Source organism: Arthrobacter sp. GAS37, assembly GCF_044908325.1.
GTDB classification, from domain to species: domain Bacteria; phylum Actinomycetota; class Actinomycetes; order Actinomycetales; family Micrococcaceae; genus Arthrobacter; species Arthrobacter ramosus.
Window position 1 is genome coordinate 91,424 of sequence record NZ_JBIYDB010000011.1, and the last position, 21,803, is coordinate 113,226.

Annotated in this window: 20 protein-coding genes, 1 tRNA gene, 1 pseudogene and 1 riboswitch; of the genes and pseudogenes, 11 read left to right on the top strand and 11 right to left on the bottom strand. The window is 65.1% G+C overall.

Annotated features, from left to right (window positions below; all coding sequences use genetic code 11):
• Window positions 1-64: 64 nt before the first annotated feature.
• The 3 genes from ABH924_RS11545 to ABH924_RS11555 are packed head-to-tail and all read right to left on the bottom strand — an operon-like array spanning window position 65 to window position 3,110.
• A complete protein-coding gene (locus tag ABH924_RS11545; protein ID WP_404498927.1) occupies window positions 65-868 on the bottom strand; it encodes an energy-coupling factor transporter transmembrane component T family protein in 804 nt (267 codons plus the stop codon).
• Complete coding sequence (locus ABH924_RS11550) at window positions 865-2,481, bottom strand: ABC transporter ATP-binding protein (protein WP_404498929.1); 1,617 nt, start codon at window positions 2,479-2,481, stop codon at window positions 865-867. The genes ABH924_RS11545 and ABH924_RS11550 overlap by 4 nt, the downstream gene beginning before the upstream one ends.
• Window positions 2,481-3,110 carry an ECF transporter S component gene (locus tag ABH924_RS11555; protein WP_234750976.1) on the bottom strand — a complete coding sequence of 210 codons (630 nt, stop codon included), beginning with the start codon at window positions 3,108-3,110 and terminating at the stop codon, window positions 2,481-2,483. The genes ABH924_RS11550 and ABH924_RS11555 overlap by 1 nt, the downstream gene beginning before the upstream one ends.
• Before the next feature lie 73 nt (window positions 3,111-3,183).
• Window positions 3,184-3,320, bottom strand: a riboswitch (TPP riboswitch).
• Window positions 3,321-3,468: 148 nt separating this feature from the next.
• Between ABH924_RS11555 and ABH924_RS11560 the strand changes: the two genes are divergently transcribed.
• Together ABH924_RS11560 and ABH924_RS11565 are read left to right on the top strand one after the other, a co-directional pair.
• On the top strand, window positions 3,469-4,260 hold the full coding sequence (locus tag ABH924_RS11560; protein ID WP_404498931.1) for an NUDIX hydrolase: 792 nt from the start codon (window positions 3,469-3,471) through the stop codon (window positions 4,258-4,260).
• A 51-nt stretch (window positions 4,261-4,311) separates the two neighbouring features.
• On the top strand, window positions 4,312-4,572 hold the full coding sequence (locus ABH924_RS11565; RefSeq protein ID WP_059389844.1) for a DUF4235 domain-containing protein: 261 nt from the start codon (window positions 4,312-4,314) through the stop codon (window positions 4,570-4,572).
• 98 nt (window positions 4,573-4,670) lie between these two features.
• On the opposite strand, the pseudogene mnhG reads toward ABH924_RS11565, so the two are convergent.
• The 6 genes and pseudogenes from mnhG to ABH924_RS11595 form a co-directional block, all read right to left on the bottom strand.
• Window positions 4,671-5,054: pseudogene (mnhG, locus tag ABH924_RS11570) on the bottom strand (monovalent cation/H(+) antiporter subunit G); the annotation flags it as partial.
• Complete coding sequence (locus ABH924_RS11575; RefSeq protein WP_078107371.1) at window positions 5,044-5,322, bottom strand: monovalent cation/H+ antiporter complex subunit F; 279 nt, start codon at window positions 5,320-5,322, stop codon at window positions 5,044-5,046. The gene ABH924_RS11575 and the pseudogene mnhG, both read right to left, overlap by 11 nt.
• Window positions 5,319-5,885, bottom strand: a complete 567-nt coding sequence (locus tag ABH924_RS11580; RefSeq protein WP_404498934.1) for a Na+/H+ antiporter subunit E — start codon at window positions 5,883-5,885, stop codon at window positions 5,319-5,321. Before ABH924_RS11580 ends, ABH924_RS11575 begins: the two co-directional genes overlap by 4 nt.
• Window positions 5,882-7,456: a Na+/H+ antiporter subunit D gene (locus ABH924_RS11585; RefSeq protein WP_404498936.1), complete on the bottom strand. Its 1,575-nt coding sequence runs from the start codon at window positions 7,454-7,456 to the stop codon at window positions 5,882-5,884. Before ABH924_RS11585 ends, ABH924_RS11580 begins: the two co-directional genes overlap by 4 nt.
• Entirely contained in the window at window positions 7,453-7,908 is a 456-nt protein-coding gene (locus ABH924_RS11590; RefSeq protein WP_234750970.1) for a Na(+)/H(+) antiporter subunit C, read from the bottom strand. Before ABH924_RS11590 ends, ABH924_RS11585 begins: the two co-directional genes overlap by 4 nt.
• Window positions 7,905-11,018 (bottom strand): Na+/H+ antiporter subunit A, encoded by a 3,114-nt coding sequence (locus tag ABH924_RS11595; protein WP_404498938.1) that lies wholly within the window; start codon window positions 11,016-11,018, stop codon window positions 7,905-7,907. Before ABH924_RS11595 ends, ABH924_RS11590 begins: the two co-directional genes overlap by 4 nt.
• A gap of 191 nt (window positions 11,019-11,209) precedes the next feature.
• Between ABH924_RS11595 and ABH924_RS11600 the strand changes: the two genes are divergently transcribed.
• The 6 genes from ABH924_RS11600 to ABH924_RS11625 all read left to right on the top strand — a co-directional run bounded on the left by ABH924_RS11600 (window position 11,210) and on the right by ABH924_RS11625 (window position 18,126).
• Window positions 11,210-12,613 (top strand): MFS transporter, encoded by a 1,404-nt coding sequence (locus ABH924_RS11600; RefSeq protein WP_404498940.1) that lies wholly within the window; start codon window positions 11,210-11,212, stop codon window positions 12,611-12,613.
• 174 nt (window positions 12,614-12,787) lie between these two features.
• Window positions 12,788-13,939: an ROK family protein gene (locus tag ABH924_RS11605; protein WP_404498942.1), complete on the top strand. Its 1,152-nt coding sequence runs from the start codon at window positions 12,788-12,790 to the stop codon at window positions 13,937-13,939.
• Between the two features lie 64 nt (window positions 13,940-14,003).
• On the top strand, window positions 14,004-15,536 hold the full coding sequence (locus ABH924_RS11610) for a glycoside hydrolase family 3 protein (RefSeq protein WP_404498943.1): 1,533 nt from the start codon (window positions 14,004-14,006) through the stop codon (window positions 15,534-15,536).
• Between the two features lie 33 nt (window positions 15,537-15,569).
• Window positions 15,570-16,355 carry a glucosamine-6-phosphate deaminase gene (locus tag ABH924_RS11615; protein WP_404498945.1) on the top strand — a complete coding sequence of 262 codons (786 nt, stop codon included), beginning with the start codon at window positions 15,570-15,572 and terminating at the stop codon, window positions 16,353-16,355.
• Window positions 16,356-16,432: 77 nt separating this feature from the next.
• Window positions 16,433-16,915: a cation:proton antiporter regulatory subunit gene (locus tag ABH924_RS11620; RefSeq protein WP_234750959.1), complete on the top strand. Its 483-nt coding sequence runs from the start codon at window positions 16,433-16,435 to the stop codon at window positions 16,913-16,915.
• 5 nt (window positions 16,916-16,920) lie between these two features.
• Complete coding sequence (locus ABH924_RS11625) at window positions 16,921-18,126, top strand: cation:proton antiporter (RefSeq protein ID WP_404498947.1); 1,206 nt, start codon at window positions 16,921-16,923, stop codon at window positions 18,124-18,126.
• A 64-nt stretch (window positions 18,127-18,190) separates the two neighbouring features.
• Here ABH924_RS11625 and dcd read toward each other — a convergent pair whose 3' ends face one another.
• A complete protein-coding gene (gene dcd, locus ABH924_RS11630; protein ID WP_234750955.1) occupies window positions 18,191-18,766 on the bottom strand; it encodes a dCTP deaminase in 576 nt (191 codons plus the stop codon).
• 133 nt (window positions 18,767-18,899) lie between these two features.
• On the opposite strand from dcd, the gene ABH924_RS11635 reads away from it, so the two are divergent.
• Entirely contained in the window at window positions 18,900-20,699 is a 1,800-nt protein-coding gene (locus ABH924_RS11635; RefSeq protein WP_404498949.1) for a CAP domain-containing protein, read from the top strand.
• Window positions 20,700-20,778: 79 nt separating this feature from the next.
• On the opposite strand, the gene ABH924_RS11640 is transcribed toward ABH924_RS11635, so the two are convergent.
• Window positions 20,779-21,225: an SRPBCC family protein gene (locus tag ABH924_RS11640; RefSeq protein WP_234750951.1), complete on the bottom strand. Its 447-nt coding sequence runs from the start codon at window positions 21,223-21,225 to the stop codon at window positions 20,779-20,781.
• Window positions 21,226-21,463: 238 nt separating this feature from the next.
• On the opposite strand from ABH924_RS11640, the gene ABH924_RS11645 reads away from it, so the two are divergent.
• Window positions 21,464-21,537, top strand: a tRNA-Gly gene (locus tag ABH924_RS11645).
• Between the two features lie 123 nt (window positions 21,538-21,660).
• Entirely contained in the window at window positions 21,661-21,795 is a 135-nt protein-coding gene (locus tag ABH924_RS11650) for a hypothetical protein (RefSeq protein ID WP_264637052.1), read from the top strand.
• Window positions 21,796-21,803: the final 8 nt, after the last annotated feature.

The window sequence follows — 21,803 nt, forward strand, 5'->3', positions numbered from 1 at the left end:
GGCAATTCAAGAATCTTTTCTCATTTGAGTATTAAATCTTGCTTTCGAAAGACTCACCGAATCTCTAACCCTGCTTCAGCCAGACGAAGTGCCACGTCCCTGCCCATTGGGCCGCGAGCACGGCCGTGGCTGCGATGACCAACCCGCCAGCCAGAACCCAGACGTCCAGGCGGCTGTAGGTGGATTCGCGCGCCCAGGTCCGCCGTCCACCGCCGAAGCCTCGCGCCTCCATGGTCACAGCCAAGCGGGACGCCCGACGGATCGCTTGGACCAGCAGCCCGAAGCTTTGGCCGAGCATGGCCTTGAAGCGTTGCGGCGGGCTCCCGTGCGAGCCGACACCCCGCGCGCGCCGTGCCATACCGATAGTCTGCCACTCCTCCGCCATGAGCCCCACGAGCCGCAGCGCGGCCAAGGTACCCAAGACAAAACGGTGCGGCAGTTTCGCCTTCTGCGCCAGGGCATCGGCGAGGTCGGTGGGGTCGGTGCAACTCATCAGGAGGATGGCCGGCAACGCGATCGCCAAGCCGCGCAGCATGAAGCCGAGTCCCAGCTGCAGCGAGCCTTCGCTGATAGACCAGATCCCGACGTCGAGCAGTATCCTGCCGCTGTCAGCCGACAGGATCGCGGTGCTCCAGCCGCCCAGCGCCGCCGCGATGATCAGGGGCCAGCCGCGCTGCCACAGCAAGCGCACGGTGAGCCCCGCGAGGGGGAATAGCGCCAGTTCGCCGAGGAGCGCCGTCGAGGCGGACACCAGGTCAATGGACAGCGCCAACACCAAGGTGATCAGGAAGACCGACACGAACTTGGCCAGCGGATTCGCGCGAGTGAGAAGGGCGTTGTTACCGCGCAGGGTCAGGGTTTCCCTCATGCCGCACCCGCTTCCTGCCGGGCCGCGCCTCGGAGCGCAGGCTCGAGCCGCATCTCGGTGCCGCCCAGGACGGAGCTGAATTCCTGGTCGTGGGTTACGGAAACCACGGATGTGCCGGCGTCGAGCAGTTCGGACAGGAACGACGCAAGCTCGGCCCAAGTGTTCGCGTCCTGGCCGAAGGTGGGTTCGTCCAGCACCAGGACGCGGGGGTGCGCGGCGAGCACCGTGGCCACGGATAGCCGCCGCTTTTCGCCCCCGGAGAGCGTGTACGGATTGGCGTCCACGAGATGCCCCAGACGCAGCCGCTCCAGCAATTCGTCCACTCGCTCCTCGCCATGGCCAAGGTGCTTGGGGCCGAACATGAGCTCGTCGAGCACGCGGCCGGTGACGAACTGGTGCTCGGGCTCTTGGAACACGGTCCCGATCCGGGAGATCAGCTGCTGGGCCTTCCACTTGAAAGGGTCGGTGCCGGCGCCTTCACTGAGCCCGACGGCGGCAGTCACTGTGCCGGACACCGGCGCCAACAAGCCCGCGAGGGTCAAAGCGAAGGTCGATTTTCCGGCACCGTTGGGGCCGGTGATGGTCAGCGCCTGCCCGGCGAGCACCTCGGCGTCGAGTCCGGCCTGCACAGGAAGGGGCAGGATGGTTTTGAACCCCCGGCGCCGCGGCCTTTCGCGGGACACCGCGAGCTCCTGGGTAGCGAGCAGCAGCTCTCCCCCACTCCTCGCCCCGGAGCCGGCTGCTGTTCCGGAGCCGGCGGCCGTGCCCGAACGTGGCCGGGTGGCCGGCACGTACCCGGGCACCCAGACGCCCGCAGCAGTGAGCATGTCCCTTGCTTGAGCCAGAACGGTGTCCGGATCGCCGTCCAGAAGCACCCCTGGCGTCGACCCTCCCGTGGAGGAGGATCTGCCCGGCTGGAGGACCACGATCCGGTCCACAAGGTCTTTCCAGACCGAGACCCGATGCTCCACCACCACCAAGGTGGCGCCGGTCTTGTCCAGGCAGCGGCCCACGGCATCGCGGACCTCGAGCACGCCAGCCGGGTCCAGGTTGGCGGTCGGCTCGTCCAGGAGGATCAAGCCAGGCCGCATGGCCAGGATGCCGGCGAGCGCAAGGCGCTGTTTCTGCCCGCCCGAGAGCGCCGACGTCGGGTGGTCGAGCGCAAAGTCGCCGCTGGCACTGTTCCGCAGCCCGACGTCGTCGAGCGCTTCATGGACGCGTTTCCAAATCTCTTCCCGCGGCACGCAAAGGTTCTCGGCGCCGAAAGCGACGTCGTCGCCCAGCCGGGAAAGCACCACCTGGGTTTCGGGGTCCTGCTGCATGAGTCCGGCACGGCCCCGCTGGGCCTTCGGCGAAACACCGTCCACCAGCAACGAGCCGGTCTCGTCGGCGTCGTCACCGTCCTCGCCCAGAACGCCCGCCAGGGCATGCAGGAGCGTCGACTTGCCCGCGCCCGAGGGGCCAAGCAGGAGCACACGCCCGCCTGGACGGATGTCCAGGTCCAGGGCGTGGATGGCCTGCGTGGTGCGGCCAGCGTGCCGCCAGCCCCACCCTTGCGCGGAAATGGCGGCGGGTCGCACCACAGCAGGGGTGCCGGAATCAGGACTTGGCATCAGGAAAAGACGGGCTCCGAGGCGGCCTTGCGGGACGCGAACGCGCTCAGGACACCGGTCTTGGCCAGGCCGCGGGTCGCGATCCAGGCCAGGGCACCGGCGATGACGGCACCAGAGATCGTGCAGAACACGATGTACGCGAGCTTGTCGCCGACCTCGTAGGCGATGTTCCAGCCCCACGGCAGGAAGGAATCGTTCAACCCGCAGAACAGGCCCGCGCCGGCACCGGCCAGCAGGGACACCGGCAGGTTGAACTTCTTGTACATGAAGGCCAGGAAAATGAGTTCCGCGCCGAGGCCCTGGAGCAGGCCCGAGATCAGGACCGTGGTGCCGTACTGGTTACCCATGATGAGCTCGCTGGTGGCGGCCACCATTTCGCAGAAAATTGCCGCACCGGGCTTGCGGACAACGAGCATGCCCAGCACTGCCGGAATCATCCAACCGCCAGCGATCAGGCCGCCCAGCGGAGGGTAGCCGGCGGTGACGGGCGTGACAACCAGAGCCATCTGGTCCCATGCCCAGAAGATCACGCCACCGGCGATGGAGATCAGTGCGGCCACGACGATGTCCACGACGCGCCAGTTGTAACCAGGCTTGGTGAGGCCCGGCCTTGCAGAAATACCAGTCATTTTGTCCTCCTGAAGAACAGGAGGGGAAAGTGTTCCGGTTGCCTGCGAGCGGCTTCCGCCGCGCCGGTCCGGGCACTATGAGAACTCGACTCCCTTGCGCCGGTACTAGCCGGATCAGGTTCGAGGGTCTGCGGCTGTCCGCACTCTCAGCGCCCGTCCTCCGTGCCGCATTGCTGCGAGCCCGACGGCGGCGCTCCCCTGTCGTTATCAATCCACCCTTTTGGGCGTGGTTCAGTTTACACCTTGGCGGGGTTGCGGGCGCTGTGCCAAAACGCGTAACGACGGATTCTGCTGGATCATTCGCCGGGTGAGCACAGGCAGGCCCGGAATGGCGCGGGCGCGTACAGAAACTGGGAGAATGATCCAGCAGAATGTGACGCAGCAAGCGGGCAAAGGAGCAGTCTTGGCAGGCATTGTCGAAGCGAACAGCACCACGGTGGCCGAACCTAGGCTCGCCGCAAGCGTGATCCTCGTCCGCGAGGCCCCCGTTCACACGATTCAGTCAGGCCCGGAGGTTCCCGCGGATGCCGGGCGCGGCCTGGAAGTTTTCGTTCAGCACCGGGTAAGCACGATGGATTTCGCCGCGGGCATGGTTGTCTTTCCGGGCGGACGGGTGGATCACGTGGACAGCTCCGGCTGGGACTTCGCGGACGACGTCGTCGAGCGGCACGCCGCCGCATGGCACCGGAGCAGCATCGCCGTCGAGCCCACTTCCGCCGGGTTCAACGCCGGCCGGGTACTGGCGGCCGCGCAGCGCGAGGTGTTCGAAGAGGCCGGGCTGAAGCTCGACGCCGCCACCCTCCGCCCGTGGGCCAACTGGGTCACACCGGCAGACCAGCCCAAGCGCTTCGACACATACTTCTACCTTGCCTGCCCGCTTTCCGGTGCCGAACCAAAGCACCAAACCACGGAAGCGTCATCGTCCTTGTGGATGCCGGTCCGCGGAATCCTGGATGCCGAAGCCGCCGGAACCCTCAAGCTCATGCCGCCCACGCTGGCGCTGCTGGATGAGCTACTCGCCCTCGGCACGGTGGAAGCGATCCTGGCCGAGGACCGTGACATCGTGCCCGTCCGTCCAAAGCCCGGAGCCTTGGAGGAGTTCTTCCGGCTGAGGCGCCAACCGCCATCCGTTGCTCCGGAACAGCCCTGAAGTGGGGTTAGGCTGGGGACGGTCCTGTTTCCTCCCGCAAGGAGTCCCGGAATGAACCTCCTCATCAAACTGCTCGGCACTGGCGTGAGCATCGGCGCAGGCTTTGTCGGCACCAAGCTCGTCAATGCGTTGTGGGAAAAGTCCACCGGCAAGAAGCCTCCCAAGGGTCACGATGACATGGAGGCAAGCCTGCGCTCGGCACTGACCTTCGCCCTGATTTCGGCGACTGTCAGCGCTGTCATCCAGGTTTTCGCAAGCCGCAGTACCCAGCGCGCCATCTCGCGCTTCTCGAAGACGCAGGACATCGTCTAGGCTGACGGCCCGCCGTTGGCGCCCGCGCCCCCGCCGTTCGCGCCCCCGCCGTTGCGGCCGTTCCCGGTGTGGGGCATTGCCGAGTCCGCTTCTTGAGCTTTCTCCGCCGCCCGCTGACCGGCAGCCCGCAGCACCACGGCCTCGAGTTCGTCGGTGCTGAGCAACTCAGGGTGGAGGTGCTTGGTCCGGTAGCCTGCGCGGCCCACCATGTGTGCGGACACGGGCACGGTCAGCAGTTGGAAGATCCATGCGACAGCCAGGATCGGCCATACCCACCATTCGCGCATCTGCAGCCCGATGGCCGCCAAGACAAGGAACAGCCCCAGCACTTGCGGCTTGGTAGCTGCGTGCATGCGGCTCATGAGGTCCGGGAAACGCAACAGGCCGATTGCGGCGCCCAATGACATCAGCGCACCAACAATCAGCAGTACCGAGGTGACGGCATCGATGACGGCATCAACTCCCGTGGCATTAGGAGTCATTGACTTGTCCTCTCCGATCGGCCACGAAGCGGGCCACCGTCACCGAGCCAACGAACCCGATCAGCGTCAGTGCGACGAGCAGCACGAGGTTGTTGAGGTGTCTGTTGACGGCCATGTCGATGGCCAGCGCGGCGCCCAGTATGGCGAGCAGCACATCTGAGGCGAGCACGCGGTCCAGCAGGGAAGGCCCGACGGCGATCCTGTAGATCGCGCCTGCCGCCGCCAGGCTAAGAATCACCGCCGTGACGATGAGCACGATGTCTTTCACGAACCAGCTCCCCTCGTTGCAGGCCAGCCTTCGGCCTGGAGTGCGTCCATTTCGGCGCGGGTACCCATGATCCGGATCAGCGAGGCCTCCGTATCCTGGACTTCCTTGCGCAGCTTGGCGGTGTCCACATCGTTGCGGACATTGAGCCCGTGGATGTAGAGCGTGGACGTGGAACGGTCCACCTCCACCACCAAAGAACCCGGAATCAGCGAAATAACGTGCCCTGTGGCGGTCACCATGAGGTCGGAATGGCTGCGCAGAGGAACTGCGACCACGGCGTTGGTTACCGAAGGCCCTCGGAAGACCGCCAGGTACATGACCTGGAAGCTCGCGGCCACCACTTTGCCAAGGAACACGGCGGCGAAAGGAATGGCGCGCAACACGTTGAAACGCCCGCTGAGCTCTACGGGAGGCAAGTAGAAGACCCTGGCCACGACCACCGCGATCAGCGCACCGAACAACAAGTTGCCCGGGCTGAAGTCCCGCCAGAGCGCACCCCAGACGACCACCAGCCAGACCAGCAGGGGCAACTCGGTGCGAAACGAAATCCGCTTGCGGCTCACTTCCCACCTCCCTGCACGGGTGCGGCGATCTCCGGAACCTTGGCATTCCCGCCGAGCACCGAATGGATGTACGCCGTGCGGTCCAGCATCTGTTCCGCGGAGTTTCCGGCCAATTGGAACAACGGACCCGCGAAGACGGTCAGCGCTACGCCGAAGATCACCAGCGCGGCCGTTGGCCCCACCATGGTCCGCGGAAGCAGGCCGACTGCTGCTGTGTCCTTGAGGACGGCGGCCGGGTATTCCGCGTCCTCGGGTTTCCGCCAGAATGCGCGGTTCCAGACGCGGGCAATCGCCAGCAAGGTCAAGAGGCTGGTGACAACGCCGCCCACCACCAAGGTAATGGCCAGCGGTGTCCCGAGGGCGATGCCTGCCTGCAGGAGTCCGAGCTTCCCCAGGAACCCGGAGAAAGGAGGAATTCCCGCGAGGTTCATGGCCGGAATGAAGAACAAGAGCGCGAGGAGCGGAGACAGCTTCGCGAGCCCACCCAGCCTGTCCACGGACGAGCTGCCGCCACGGCGCTCGATCAAGCCGGTCACCAGGAACAGGCTCGTTTGGACCGTGATGTGGTGGGCCACGTAGAAGACGGCGGCAGCAAGCCCGGCAACGGAAGACATGGCCAGCCCAAACACCATGTAGCCGATATGGCTGACCAGGGTGAAGGAGAGTAATCGTTTGATGTCGCTCTGGGCTATGGCGCCGAGAATGCCCACCAGCATGGTGAGGAGCGCTACCACCATCAACGGGGTATTCAAGGTGTCGCCGGGGAATAGAAGGGTCTCCGTGCGGACCATGGCGTAGACGCCCACCTTCGTGAGCAAGCCGGCGAACACGGCAGTAACCGGTGCGGGTGCGGTCGGGTACGAGTCGGGCAGCCAGAAGGACAGCGGGAACACGGCAGCCTTGATGCCGAAGGCCACGAGCAGCATGACGTGGAGCAGGTTCCTGGTGCCCGGGTCCAATTCGGCCAGCTTCATGGCGAGATCCGCCATCGTGATGGTACCTGTGGCTCCGTAGATCATCGCAATGGCGATCAGGAACAACACCGAAGACACAACGGAAACCACCACGTACGTGACCCCTGCGCGGATGCGCGGACCGGTGCCGCCCAGCGTCATGAGGACGTAGCTCGCCGTCAGAAGGATCTCGAAGCCCACGTACAGGTTGAAGAGATCACCTGTGAGGAAGGCGTTCGAGACACCGGCTACCAGGATCAGGTAGGTCGGGTGGAAGATCGACACCGGTGCCTCGCGGTCGCCGTCGGCCATGCCTTGGCCGGTGGCGTAGATCAGCACCGCGAGGCTGATGACGGAGGAGACCACCAACATGAGCGAGGAGAACTGGTCCACCACCATCACCACGCCAAACGGCGGCTGCCAGCCACCCAGGGTGACGGATGCGGTGCCCGTGGTCCATACCGAGGCAAGGAGCCAGCATTCCAGGAGCAAGGTCAGGGACAACAAACCGATGCTGACCGCGCGTTGAGCCAGTGGGTTCCTGTTCAGGGCGAACGTCAGTGCGGCACCGAGGATGGGAAGTACGACGGCGAGCGGCGCCAGGCTGGCGATGTTCACTGGGGGCCCCCTTCCTTGGCTGCTTCGGTGACGGCCGTAACCGGGAATTCGGACGTTTCCTCAGGAACCACGGAGTCGTCTTCGACGTCAAAGCTGGGTGTCTTCGCGACCCGCCGGTCTTCGGCGTCGTCCTGGATGTCGTCCTGGCGCGCCAAGGCCCAGGTCCGGTAGATGATGCCGAGCATGAATGCCGTCACCGCGAAGGAAATCACGATCGACGTCAGGATCAAGGCTTGCGGCAAAGGATCGTTGTAGTCGCGCGGATCCGTCGATTTGCTGAACAGCGGGGCAAGTCCGGCATATCCGCCCGTGGCGAGGATCAGCAGGTTGGTTGCGTTGGCCAGGAGCATGAGCCCCAGGAGAACGCGGGTCAGGCTGCGTTCCAGGATCAAATAGATTCCACAGGCATAGAGCACTCCCATGACGATCAACAAGGTCAAGTTGACGCTCATGGGGTCCCATTCCCGAGCGAAGTGGTTGCCGACGGCGCAGTGGTTACCGTCGTCGCAGTGGCGGCGGGCGCTTCGAATCGGGAGTCCCCTGAATCCCGCGCGTCTCCGCTGGCGGTCTCTTCGAAGTGTTCGTCGATCTCGGCTCCCAGGCTGCGCAGCACATCCAGGGCAAGGCCCACGACCACGAGGTACACGCCGATGTCGAAGACCGTGGAGGTCACGAATTTAATGTCACCGAACAGCGGTAGCCAGAACTCGATGATGGCGCTTTGGAACACTTGGCCGCCCAGAAGCAGGGGGACGAAGCCTGCCGCGGCCGCCGTCGCAAGACCGGTTCCCAGCAGCATGCCGGCGCTGATCGGTGCTGCTTCCCGCAACTCGAACCGGCCGCCGGCCAAGTAGCGGATGGTCAGGGCGAGCCCGGCCGTGAGTCCGCCGGCGAAGCCGCCCCCCGGAAGATTGTGTCCCGCCAGCAGGAGGTAAACGGAAAAGACGATCATCGAGTGGAAAATCAGCCGCGTGACCACTTCGAAAATGATGGAACGCCGTTCCGGTGCCAGGGTTCGGCCGGCCACTAGCCAGGGGTCTGTCAGGGAGCCCGCGAACTTGCGGACGAGTGCCAGCGAGGCGTCGTCGCGCGAACTGCCGCCGGCCGCGGCGCGCCTTCCCACAGTGCCCTCGGGAATTGTGGCGGCCTTGTTGAGGCGCTCACCCCTGCTGCGGACAAAGATCAAGCTCGCGACGCCGGTAGCGGCGACTGCCAGCACGGAGATCTCACCGAAGGTGTCCCACGCCCGGATGTCCACCAGCGTCACGTTGACCACGTTGAGTCCGCCGCCGCCTTCATAGGCCAGCCGGGGGAAGGAGAGCGACACAGGCTCGGCAACGCGGGCGCCCATCGCGTAGATCGCGACGAAGATCATGGTGGCCGCGAACGCCACACCGATGATGACGCGAACCACCCGGTATTTGCCGCCGGTACGGTCCCGGAGCTCCGGAGGGAGGCTGCGCATCGCGAGCACGAAGGCCACCAGGATGATGGTCTCCACCAGCATTTGCGTTAGGGCGAGGTCCGGGGCTCCTTGCAACGCGAACATGAGCGCGATGGCGTAGCCGGTGACGGACACCATCAGCACGGCGAGGAAGCGCTTGTTGGCACGAACGGCGGCGAGCGCGCCAACGACGATTCCTGCCGCGGCGATGAGCTGGAGCGGCGAATTCGGGTCGATCAAAAAGAGACCGCCCGGGAGCGGCTTGTTGGCCACGATAAGGGCCGTAAGCGGAACGGCGAAAGCCACGGTGAGAATGACCGCCAGGTAGAAGTAGAGGGAACCGCGCTGCGTGCGCCCGGTGACCCAGACGGCGACGTCGTCCAAGGTCCCGATGGTGCGCTGGTAGGCGCGATCACCGTCCACCCAGTCCGGGATACGGCTTTGCGCCCGGGACACGAGGTTACGGGCATAGAACATCACGACTCCGGCCGCGAACGTCACGGCGGTCAGTCCCAAGGCGGGAGTCAGACCGTGCCACAGCGCAAGGTGGCCGGCGCCGGCTCCGGTTGGTCCGACTGGGTTTGTTCCGGCAGCGGGTTCTACAAAGAGCGCGGCATACGGCTGGATCCACCCGTCCACCGGATCCGGCCACAGGCCGTACACGATGGTGAGGAAGCTCAAGATGGCGGGCGCCGCCAGGAACGATGGCTGGATGGCTTTGAACGGCGTCCGATCCACGCCCGGCTTGGTGGCGAACGCACCCCACATGAAGCGGGCGCTGTAAGCGAACGTGAGGATGGACCCCAGGACCAAGCCGACTAGGAGGACCAGCCCCCACGGTTGGGAAGCAGGCGCAGTACCAGAGTGATCTGTGCCGTAGTGGACGAACGCTTCGAACACGGATTCCTTGGCCACGAAACCTGCCAGCGGGGGTATTCCAGCCATGGATGCGGCGGAGATCCCCGCCACGATGGCGAGCGCCCTCGAGGACTTGTACACCCCCGAGAGTTTGCGGATATCGCGCGTGCCGGATTGGTGGTCGATGATGCCCACCACCAGGAACAGGGAAGCCTTGAACAGTCCGTGAGCGAGGAGGAGCGCGAGTCCGGCCAGTGCGGCGTCGGGCTGGCCGAGACCCACCACCATGGTGAGGAAGCCGAGCTGGCTGACGGTGCCATAGGCGAGGATGAGCTTGATATCGGTCTGCCGGAGCGCTCGGTAGCCGCCCACCAGCATCGTTGCCAGGCCCAGTCCGAGCACCAGCGGCAACCAGTAGGGGCTTTCGCTGAACCCCGGCGCCATGCGCGCGACGATGTAGATACCGGCCTTCACCATGGCCGCGGCGTGCAGGTAGGCGCTCACCGGGGTGGGTGCGGCCATGGCACCCGGGAGCCAGAAGTGGAAAGGGACCAGCGCCGATTTGGTAATCGCCCCTACCAGGATGAGTACGACGGCGGCAGCAACCGCACCTTGCGCAGGTCCCGTGACGAGGGTGGCCGCTTCAGTCATGATCGCCGAAATCCGGTATGTTCCGGCGGCCTGGGCCAGAATGATGAGGCCGACGAGCATGGCCAGGCCACCAGCGGTGGTGACCACGAGGGCCTGCAAAGCCGAGCGCCGCGCGGAAAGGCGGGTGCGCGCATAGCCGATCAGCAGATAGGACAGGACGGTGGTGAGTTCCCAGAAGATGAACATCATCAGGAGGTCGTCCGCCGTCACCAGGCCGAACATCGCCCCGGCGAAAGCAAGTAGCTGGGCCCCGAACCCGCCGAGGTCGGCATCCTTGTTCTTGAAGTACCGGGCGCAATAGACCAGGACCAACGCGCCGACTCCCAGGACCAGCAAGGACATCACCCACGCCAGGACGTCCATGCGGAAGGCGAATTCAAGCTTGAGGTTCGGAATCCACGGAAGGGTTTCTTCGATGAAACCGCCCGTGGGGGCCCCGGGGCCCGGAAGGCTCTGGCCGGGATAGATCCGGTCATACTGCAGGAGCAGCCAGATAAAGGCGAGGGCGGGAACCGCTGCGAGGACGTAGAAGGCATTCCGCTGAAGCTTCCGGAAGATCCAGGGCGCCACAGTTGCCGCTGCAAAGGTCACGGCAAGAACTGTGATCACTGGAATCTCCGCAAAGTCAGGAATGAGTTGTCAAAAGTTGGAGCAGGCGGTCAAACGTTGGGTTCGGTGCAGGTAGTTTATCAACCGCATGTGACAAACAATGTCGGCATCCAGGGTGTCCAGGGATGAGGGGCCATGCAGGCTGCCTGGATGTCCCAAAAGTGTCACTTCGGGCAGTTACCATTCAGACCATGAACATGGCAGCTGCGCCTGAGGCCCCGCACCCGGCATCCGAGCTTGCTTCAGGGCCCGCCCTGTCGAACAAGGGCCAGATCCTTGCGTGGGCATCCTGGGACTGGGGTTCCGCGGCATTCAATGCCGTCATGACCACCTTCGTGTTCACCGTCTACCTGACATCCAAGGCGTTCGGCGGGGGAGACTCCGCGTCGGCGGCGTTGGGTGCAGCGTTGGCGATTGCCGGCGTCGCGATCGCGCTCCTGGCACCGGTCACAGGTCAACGCTCCGACTCCGGTGGCCGCAGGAAACTGTGGCTCGGGGTCAACACCGCCCTCGTGGCCGTCCTGACTGGCTCGTGCTTCTTTGTTTTCCCCAAGCCTGAGTTCCTGCTTCTGGGCGTCTCGCTGATTGCGCTCGGCAATGTGTTTTTCGAGTTCGCGGGCGTCAATTACAACGCCATGCTGGCCCAGATCTCCACCCCTGCCAACATCGGCAAAGTGAGTGGCTTCGGCTGGGGTATGGGGTACCTGGGCGGGATTGTCGCGCTTCTCATGGTGCTGCAGCTTTTCGTCCAGCCGTCTTTTGAGTGGTTCGGGGCTTCCACCCAGGACAGCCTGAATATCAGGCTCGTTGCTGTTTTCTCCGCGCTCTGGTTTTTCATCTTCGCGCTGCCGGTCCTCTTCGCGGTGCCGGAACTCTCCGTCAAGAAACCGGAATCCCGCCTCGGGTTCCTGGCCTCCTACGGTTTGTTGGGGCGCCGGATCGCGGCCATCTATCGAACCAGCCCGCACACCATCTACTTCCTGCTCGCGAGCGCCATCTTCCGCGACGGCCTGGCGGCGGTCTTCACCTTTGGCGGCGTCATTGCCGCCGGGACCTTTGGCTTCGAGCTCAAAGAGGTCATCTTCTTCGCGATTTTCGGCAACGTAGTGGCTGCCGTGGGCGCCATGATCGGCGGATTCCTGGATGACAGGATAGGGCCCAAGGCCGTCATCGTCATCTCTCTTCTGGGACTCCTGGTAGCCGGCACGGCGATCCTGGTTCTCGGCAATGGCGACTACGTGTTCTTCGGAGCCCATTGGGCAGGCAGCACCACTTTCTGGGTGTTCGGGCTGTTCCTCTGCCTCTTCGTCGGACCAGCCCAGGCCTCATCCCGCGCCTACCTCGCGAGGCTGGCGCCGGACGGCGAATCCGGCGAACTGTTCGGGCTCTACGCCACTACCGGCAGGGCGGTAAGCTTCCTGGCACCGGCGCTCTTTACCCTGTGCATCACTCTGGCGACCCCCCTGGTGGCCCCCGGCGGAGCCCAACGCTGGGGAATCCTGGGCATCATGGTGGTGCTCCTGGCCGGCCTCCTGGTGATCCTGCCCGTCAAATCACCCAGTAAGACGGAAATCGCCACCGTTCCCGTTCGCTGAGAGGTGGGGGCCGGCACCAGCGCCTATGCTTCGCACCCGAAAAGGACTGGCGCACCCGGTCTACCGGGGGCCTACGTCCTTAGCGGGTGCCTACGTCATCAATGGGTGCCTTGATTCCACACAATCTGCGGAAAACCCTTGATCTTTGATTGTTAGTAGAGTTTACTAACTCTCATGGAAGCCCTTCGAGACCGTCAGCGCACCGATCGAACCGGCGCAGCAACCCTGCCTTCCGACGGGCGCGCCCACAACCTCTCCTTGGTGCGCCAGACCCTCCACTCGGCAGGAGCGATGAGCCGCGCGGATTTGTCCCGGACCCTGGGCCTGACGCGCGTCACGGTATCTGACCTCGTCTCTGACCTCCTGGAACGCGGCCACGTCGTGGAACTGGGGCACTCTGATGAAGTCCGTCCCGGCAAACCGGCCATCCTGGTGGACATCAATCGCCAGGGCCTCCAAGTGATCGGCATGGATTTGGCCGAAAATTCCGTGCTGCGCGCTGCAGTCCTGGACCTTGACGGCAACATCCTCGAACGAGTCGAGCGCACCATTGCTTCGGAAACCGGGCAGGACGTCGTCAACCAGGTCCTCGAACTCGCTTCGGAGGCCGTCGGCCGAGCCACCGCCACACTGCTCGGGATCGGCGTCGGAACCCCCGGCATCGTCAACGCCGAGGGCGTGGTCACCACTGCCCCCAACTTCGAGTGGAAAGACGTCGCACTGCGCGATCTCCTCCAGGAGCGCACTGGCCTGCCGACCCTCGTTTCCAACGACGCCGACGCCGCAGTCCACGCGGACTACACCTTCGGCGGCGGCAGTGACGACATGGTCCTCGTAAAAATCGGCCGCGGTGTCGGTTCGGGACTCATCGTGGGCGGCAGGCGTGCCCGGGGCGCCCACTCAGCGGCGGGTGAAATCGGCCACGTCACGGTCGGCACCGACGGCGGAACCTTGTGCAAATGCGGTAAAACGGGCTGCCTCGAAACCTGGATGTCCGTCCCCAGCCTCGAACGGGCCTTGACCGAAGCGGCTACGAGCTCCGAACCGGAGGCCGCGGCCGACGTCGTACTCCGGGAGGCAGGCGAGCGGCTCGCCATCGCCCTCGCACCCGTGGTTGGCGCCCTCGATTTGGGCGAAGTGGTCCTCAGCGGACCCCGGGGGCTTTTGGAAGGCCCCCTTCTCAACGCCGTCCAGCAGACCCTGCTTGAGCGGCTCTTGCACCAGGACCCTTCACCGGTGTCCGTCCGTCTCGCGGCAGACGCACAGGACATTGTCCTGCGCGGAGCCGCCGTGATGGTCCTGTGGAACCAGCTTGGTGTGGCCTGAGTGCCGCGCCTGCGCCGTTTCCAACCCTGACTACCCAGCTAAGCATCCTTCGAAGGAGCCGGACATGGACACGATTCAGTCCCCCGTTACTCAGTCCTTTGCCACCGGGCCCGCCCGCGCCCACCTCCGCCGCCTCGCGGCAGGCACCCTCATGCCCGGATTCACCGGCATCGCCGTCCCCGTCTGGATCCTTGAAGCGTACGACGCCGGGCTGGCGGCTGTGTGCCTCTACGGCACCAATGTGGCGTCCCCCGTCCAGTTGCGCGAGCTCTGCGCCGGGCTGAGGGCACATTCCCCGAACACGCTCATCGCCGTCGATGAAGAGGGTGGCGACGTCACAAGGCTGCACTACCTCACGGGATCCACCCAGCCCGGGAACGCGGTGCTCGGGCGTTTGGACGACATCGAACTGACCGCCGCCAGCGCCAGCGCCATCGGCCACGAACTCGCAGGCCTGGGCATCAACTTGAACCTGGCCCCCGATGCAGACGTCAATTCCGCTCCCGATAACCCCGTGATCGGCGTGCGGAGTTTCGGGGCCGAACCGGATTTGGTGGCCCGGCATACCGCTGCCTGGATCCGCGGTCTCGAAGACGCCGGTGTGGCGTCCTGCGCCAAACACTTCCCGGGCCACGGCGACACCACCGCGGACTCCCACCTGGCGCTTCCCCGGGTCACGGCCGACGCCGCCACGCTGGATGCGCGCGAACTCGTCCCGTTCCGTGCGCTCGTCGCGGCTCGCGGAGCCACGGTCATGACCAGCCACATCCTGGTCGAAGCCCTGGACCCGGATCACCCCGCCACCTTCTCCTCGCGCATCCTGCAGGACTTGCTGCGCCGCGACATGGGATTCGACGGCGTCATCATCACCGATGCCCTGGACATGGCCGGCGCGTCCGCCCAGACCGGTGTTCCGGAAGCAGCCGTCCGTGCGCTCATGGCCGGGGCGGACCTGCTGTGCCTTGGTTCCGAAACAGGACCGGCCCTCTTCGAACAGACGCTCACCGCGATTACCGATGCCGTTGAAGAGGGACGCTTGCCCATGGAACGCCTCGCGGACGCCGTTGCACGCACGGCAGCACTGTCCTCGCGTTTCCCTGCGGCCAGCGCCGCGGAGATCCAGGAGGCCGCGATCAGGGGCCAGCTCGGCCTGCCGGGCCAGCCGCAGCCTGGCGGCGTGCCTGCCGACCCGAAGGCGCTCGACGGGGAGCGCATCGCAGAGGCCTTCGAGGTCTCCGAAGCCGCCCAAAGGTGGCTTGCACGAGAAGAACCTGTGGCGATCGTGCAGGTTGAAACCGGATCCAATTTCGCCGTCGGCCGCGTGCCGTGGGGCCCCGCTGCCACGACTTCGGCAGTGGTCCACGAAGGCGAGGTCCCCGACGGCGCCCGGGTCGCCGTCGTCGGGCGCGGACTGGATGCCGAGCACCCGCTATGGACCGTCTTCGCCCGTTTGAGGGCGGAGGGGCACGCGGTGATCGCTGTCGAGTGCGGCTGGCCGCGCGGCGGAGCGGACATCGTCACCTATGGTGCGTCCCTCACGGTCTCCCAGGCCCTGACGGCGCTGCTGAACGGCAGCAAAAAGCCTGAACTTGGCTAGCTAGTGCGCATCACCTATCGACAGAAAGTTGCCATGGAAGTCATCGTCACGCCCACTCCGGAATCGGCCGCTTTGGCCGCCGCCCACGCCGTCCTCTCAGGACTTCCTGCGGGCAGGGGAGGAGTGCTGGGCCTGGCCACCGGGTCGTCTCCGCTGGGACTGTACGCGGAACTCGCGGCTGCGGTGGCCGCGGGCCGCGTGGATTTCTCGGACGCCAAGGGATTCGCCTTGGACGAATACGTAGGCCTTCCGGCGGAGCACCCACAGTCCTACCGCCAGGTCTTGATTCGCGAGGTCTGCGCCGTGATCGGGCTTCCCTTGGCCGGGCTGAATGTCCCTGACGGTACCGGTGCCACCCAAGCCGAGCTCGAAGCGGGAGCGGCTGCCTACGACGCAGCGATCGGTGCCGCCGGCGGCGTCGACGTGCAGATCCTGGGCATCGGCGCCAACGGCCATGTGGGATTCAATGAGCCCGGGTCCTCCCTTTCCTCCCGCACCCGTCTGAAGCGGCTGACGGCCCGCACGAGGCAGGACAACGCCCGGTTCTTCGACCACGACGGCGACGTCCCGACCCACTGCATCACCCAGGGATTGGGGACCGTTCTTGATGCGCGCCGGCTGGTGCTCATCGCCACCGGTGCCGCGAAGGCCGCCGCTATCGCTGCCGCCGTCGAGGGCCCGCTGACGGCATCGTGCCCGGGTTCGATCCTGCAATGGCATGCCGACGCTGTGGTGGTTTTGGACGAGGCAGCCGCCGCCGGATTGGCGAACCGCGGATACTACGACGACGCCGCGCGCGGCCTGGCTTTGACCCCCTAGAAAGGCGCGGACCGCTTTGCGCGGCGGGTGCGAGTGGCATCATTCCGCCGCCCGTTCAAGAGGGCTAGGGTGGACTTATGAACGTGGATGAGACAGAACTTCCAGGCCTCGGGGTCCGCAAGGATTTCATTACGGCCTCGGGACGCCGGATCGGTGTTGTCGAGATGCGGGAGGGTGAAACCGAGCTTTTCGTCTCCACGTGGGACGATCCCGATACCTGCCAGGCATCCATCCCGTTGACCGCAGACGAAGCCGCCGCCCTGGGCAACCTCCTCGGTGGGCAGCACATCGCCATGCGCCTCGCCGAGGCCCACAAAGAAATCCCCGGCATTGTCACGCGGCAGTTCTCCATCACCGCGGACTCCCCTTTCACCAACCAGCCCATGGGCAAAGCCCAGATCCGCACCCGCAGTGGCGTCTCGATCGTGGCGATCATGCGCGAAGGCGAAGTGGTCCCCTCACCGGCTCCCGACGTCGTCCTTCACACGGGTGATTTGCTGGTGGCTGTCGGTACGCAGGAAGGTCTTGACTCTGCGGCTGCCATTCTGCGCAACGGCTGACGTCCATGGACCCCCTGGCCCTGACCCTTATAGAGCTGGGCGCAGTCGTTTTCTGTCTCGGCCTCTTGGCGCGCTTGGCCGGCAGGATCGGCATGTCCCCCATTCCGCTCTATCTGGTAGGGGGACTGGCGTTCGGGGCGGGTGGACTGATCAAGCTCGATGGCATGCACGAGTTCGCCCATCTTTCCGGCGAAATCGGCGTCATCCTGCTCCTGTTGATGCTCGGCTTGGAATATACGGCCGCGGAACTCGTCACCGGACTCCGGCGCTCCTGGCAAGCCGGTGTACTGGACCTTGTGTTGAACTTCCTACCGGGTGCGGGCATCGCCGTGTGGCTCGGCTGGGGACTGGTGGGCGCGATCGTCATGGGCGGCGTCACCTATATTTCTTCCTCGGGCATCGCCGCGAAGGTGATCACGGACCTCGGCCGGATCGGTAACCGCGAAACGCCAGTGGTGCTGGCCATCTTGGTGTTCGAAGACCTCACCATGGCCATCTACCTTCCGATCTTGACGGCGATCCTCGCAGGCGTGGGCTTCCTGGGCGGGCTCCAGACGGTGGGTATTGCCTTGGCCGTCGTCACCCTCGTACTGGTGGTGGCCCTCAAACACGGCCATCGGGTATCCCAGGCCGTGCACAGCGAAAACTCCGAAGTCTTCCTGCTCAATCTCCTCGGGGCCGCACTTCTGGTGGCCGGCATCGCGTCCGCCCTCCAGGTCTCCGCGGCCGTGGGCGCGTTCATGCTGGGCATTGCCATTTCGGGGGCAACCGCCCACAACGCGACGCGGATCCTCGAACCGCTGCGGGATCTCTTCGCGGCAATCTTCTTCGTAGCCTTCGGCCTCAACACGGACCCGTCCAGCATCCCGCCAGTCCTGGGCTGGGCGCTGCTCCTTGCTCTCGCGACGGCCGTGACCAAGGTGCTGACCGGATTCTGGGCGGCAAAGCGGGCAGGGATCGCCGTTCCCGGCCGTTTCCGCGCAGGAGCCGCATTGATTGCCCGCGGCGAATTCTCCATTGTCATTGCGGGTCTGGCCGTGACCTCGGGAGTCGTACCGCGAGAGCTTGCCGCCCTCGCCACCGCGTATGTGCTGCTCATGGCCATCACCGGACCGCTCGCGGCCCGTTTCGTGGAGCCGACGGTCAAGGCCTTCCGAAAGTCCGCGCGCAAACCGAAGGCATCCGAGCCTATTGCGTCCCTCGAGGCGTGAGATCTCGTCTCTTTCGTGCCTTCAAAGAGGCGAGACCTCACCTCTCAACGCAAGCAGGCGGGAGCTAAACCGCCGTCCGGTGGAAGTTCAGGTGGCTGCGGCTCGCGGTGGGGCCGCGCTGGCCTTGGTAACGGCTGCCGTAACCGCCGGAACCATAGGGATGCTCAGCGGCTGACGAGAGCCGGAAGAAGCACAACTGGCCGATCTTCATGCCTGGCCACAGCTTGATGGGCAGCGTCGCAACGTTGGAGAGTTCCAACGTCACATGGCCCGAAAACCCGGGATCAATGAAGCCGGCCGTGGAATGCGTCAACAGGCCGAGGCGCCCCAGCGAAGACTTTCCCTCAAGTCGTGCGGCGACGTCGTCCGGCAGGCTCACGGTCTCGTATGTTGAACCGAGCACGAACTCGCCCGGGTGCAGGATGAAAGGCTCGTCGCCCTCGACCTCAACCAGGCGGGTCAGCTCAGGCTGTTCCTCGGAGGGGTCGATGTGTGCGTATTTGTGGTTGTCGAACAGCCGGAAGAAACGGTCAATCCTCACATCCACCGAGGACGGCTGAACCATCGCGGGGTCGTAGGGCTCCAGGACGATACGTCGGGAGTCGATTTCGGCACGTATGTCGCGGTCAGAGATCAGCACAGGATCAAAAGTACCGTATGCGCCCCGTACCCCGTGGTGCCGGAGTGGCGCATGGGACTATAGTGCACCACATAGACTACCGTTACCGCTGTTGTGTTTGGGAACGGTGGCGCGACGCGAATCTGGGGAAACATTGAGACGAATTGCGGTGCCCGTTGCCGTGTTGGTGGCCTGCCTTCTCGCGGTGATGGCCCCTGCCTCTGGCCCGCTGGCCGTTCCGGTTCCGCTCGCCGGAACTGCCGCCGCCGCGCCTTCCACCTCAAGCACCACCGCAGGCGCTGAAAGTACGACGACGGCGCCTGCACCGCCGTCGGAATCCGGCCTTCCGCAGGCCGCACCTGCGCCGGGGTCACCAACGGCCACCGCGCCTACCCCCGCAGCGCCAGCAGCGGCAGCCGCCCCCGCTGCATCCCCGGCCGGCGCGGGCACCGCGCCAGCCGTCCAAGCGGCGACCTCGCCCGCGCAGGCAAGCCCCGCCGTCGGGCCCGGCAAAAGCACCCCACCCCAGGCAGTGGGCGGCCCGCCCCCGCTGCCCTCCATCCCGCCGGCATCCGGCCCGGACCCGATCCCCGGAGCCGCGACAGGGGGTGTCCCGCAACCGGGTCCGGCTACGCCCCCGACGAAGTCCTCCCCCGCAGCCGTGCCGCTGGTCTCGGCGCAAGCATTGGTCAACGACGACAATTCCGCCCAAGTGCTGGCCGTGTTCAATGCCATCAATGCCTACAGGACTTCGCTCGGCTTGAATCCGGTGAAGTACAACCCCACGGTGTCCACTCTTTCGCAGGACTGGTCCAACAACATCGCCAGCCGCCAGGTGATTGAACACCGCAGCAACTTCTGGACCGACCCCAGGGCCTTGAACCCCAACAACGGCGCAGGCGAGATCATCGCGGTCCGCTGGGATCGGGATGCCGCCCAACTGGTCGAATGGTGGAAAAGCTCGCCCGCCCACGACGCGCTGCTGCGTGATCCCCGCTTCAACGTGATAGGCGTCGGAATCACCTTCACGGACGGCAACTACCAGACCACCCCCAATAGCTACACGATGTGGGGCGTGGTCAACCTCTTCGGCTATACAACGCTCCCCGCCGGCACGGTCAACAGCCCTGGCGCGGGCACAGCCCCTCCCCAGCTTCCGGCCCCGACCGTCTGCGACCCTATCGTGAAGCACCAGCCGCCCACGCTGGACCTCAGTGCGGCAGCCATCCGCAGCGCCGGTGACCTCGTCGCCGTCGACCCTTCGGGCAACCTGAGGGACTACCCGGCGCTCGGCAACGGCACGTTCGGTCCCGCCCGGACGGTCGGGTCCGGTTTCGCCGGGGCGAAAGAAGTGATGACCACGGATTGGGACCGCGACGGCGTGATCGATGTCATCGCCCAAATGCTGGACGGCAGGCTCCTGCTCTACCCCGGAGTCGTGAGTGGAGGATTCAAAGCCCCGGTGTTGTTGGGCTCCTCGGGTTGGCAATCGATGACCATGGCTGTGGGCATTTGGTGCGGCAACAACCGGCTCCCGCAAATTCTCGCCATTGATTCCAGCGGCGCGCTTTACCTGTACCGGAACCTGGGGCTCACCGGCATGGTGGGGCGGACCCAAGTGGGCTCGGGCGTCAGTGCCATCCGCCTCAGCATGGTGGACTACGACGCCGACGGCTTCCAGGACCTGTTGGCGGTGGAAGCAAACGGGAACCTGCGGCTCTACCGCGGCTCCGGGCTCACCACGCCGAAGTCAGAAGCCCGGCTGGTAGTGGGAACCGGATGGACGGACTACTCCGGATTGCGCTCGCTCAGCGGTGTCACGGGTCTCAACACCACTGGAATCGCAGGCCTGCTGAGCAACGGAGCGATCGAATATTGGGACCTGACTGGCGGACGCCTCACGACGCCGAGCACTCCGGTCACCGGTTTAGCCGGACTCAAGCTGGCACAGTAGCTGGGCCCACGCCGCCAGGGTTCCCTGGGCGAGCGGAGCGAGGCGAGGGAGGCGAGGGAGGCGAGGGAGGCGGTGGGGACTACGCCTCCGGGGTTTGCTCCTCGATGACCGACTTCAGCTGCTCCAGCTGGACCACTTCATCCTCCATGGTCTTCTGGATCACGCTGTTCATGAGTTTCTGCAGACCCTTGGGGTGGTACTCCAGGGCGAACCGCAGGCGGGTATTGGGTCCTTCGGTGCTGAGATAGTAGCCGCCAGTGGGCCGCGCGGGACCGGCGACGACGGCGAAGCGCACTTCAGCGCCCGGCCTGGCGTCAGTGATTTGGAAGTCAGCCGCGATCGGCCGCCCGCCCGGGCCTGCCAAAGTCTGCTGGTATACGGCACCTTTTTCGCCGGCATGTCCGGAACGGAGGGAAATGCTGCGGATTCCGCTGCGCCACAGGGGATTGTTGAGACCGTCCACCAGGAATTGGTAAACGGTCATGGCGTCGCGACCAATGAGTACTTCATGCTCTGCAAATGCCACGGAATCCTCTTTCGGCGTACGGCTCTTAGACATAGCCGGGTTCCCCATGACACAGCAGCTAACTGCCTACAGAATAGTCAGGCGGGGCGCAGCGCGACACACCCACGTCGAGCCTTAACCGAATCTTTACGAGCTCCGCAGGGAATTTGATGTGACCGTGATACCAGTGAGTCTGTGTCTGGATCAGCGCGCCATCTGCGCTAAGCTGGGATCTGCTCCGGCTGGTTTGCGGAGTATTGCGGGCGTAGCTCAATGGTAGAGCGCTAGCTTCCCAAGCTCGATACGCGGGTTCGATTCCCGTCGCCCGCTCCATTTTCTTGCTGACAGGCACCGTTTTCCCGGAAACGGACGGCCGACCGGATACAAGGCGCCCAAGCCTGAAGGGTGTATCGTCAGGAGCTAGGAGCCATTTCGGCTCTGCTCTAGGGAGCGATCATGGCTGACAAATCACCTCGCCAAGCTGCATCGAAAAAATCCGGCAAATCCATCAAAGAAAAGCGCGCGGATAAGAGGGCCTCAGAGTCCTCCGCAACAACGGTGGCCAAGCCGGCAACCGGCAACAAAAAGTGAGCGGCCAT

Coding starts and splice junctions, on each gene's coding strand:
- ABH924_RS11555 (WP_234750976.1), bottom strand. CDS start 3,110: ATGACTGGTATTTCTGCAAGGCCGGGCCTCACCAAGCCTGGTTACAAC.
- ABH924_RS11650 (WP_264637052.1), top strand. CDS start 21,661: ATGGCTGACAAATCACCTCGCCAAGCTGCATCGAAAAAATCCGGCAAA.
- ABH924_RS11600 (WP_404498940.1), top strand. CDS start 11,210: ATGAACATGGCAGCTGCGCCTGAGGCCCCGCACCCGGCATCCGAGCTT.
- ABH924_RS11590 (WP_234750970.1), bottom strand. CDS start 7,908: ATGAGCGTCAACTTGACCTTGTTGATCGTCATGGGAGTGCTCTATGCC.
- ABH924_RS11550 (WP_404498929.1), bottom strand. CDS start 2,481: ATGCCAAGTCCTGATTCCGGCACCCCTGCTGTGGTGCGACCCGCCGCC.
- ABH924_RS11560 (WP_404498931.1), top strand. CDS start 3,469: ATGATCCAGCAGAATGTGACGCAGCAAGCGGGCAAAGGAGCAGTCTTG.
- ABH924_RS11625 (WP_404498947.1), top strand. CDS start 16,921: ATGGACCCCCTGGCCCTGACCCTTATAGAGCTGGGCGCAGTCGTTTTC.
- ABH924_RS11565 (WP_059389844.1), top strand. CDS start 4,312: ATGAACCTCCTCATCAAACTGCTCGGCACTGGCGTGAGCATCGGCGCA.
- ABH924_RS11605 (WP_404498942.1), top strand. CDS start 12,788: ATGGAAGCCCTTCGAGACCGTCAGCGCACCGATCGAACCGGCGCAGCA.
- ABH924_RS11610 (WP_404498943.1), top strand. CDS start 14,004: ATGGACACGATTCAGTCCCCCGTTACTCAGTCCTTTGCCACCGGGCCC.
- ABH924_RS11615 (WP_404498945.1), top strand. CDS start 15,570: ATGGAAGTCATCGTCACGCCCACTCCGGAATCGGCCGCTTTGGCCGCC.
- ABH924_RS11620 (WP_234750959.1), top strand. CDS start 16,433: ATGAACGTGGATGAGACAGAACTTCCAGGCCTCGGGGTCCGCAAGGAT.
- ABH924_RS11545 (WP_404498927.1), bottom strand. CDS start 868: ATGAGGGAAACCCTGACCCTGCGCGGTAACAACGCCCTTCTCACTCGC.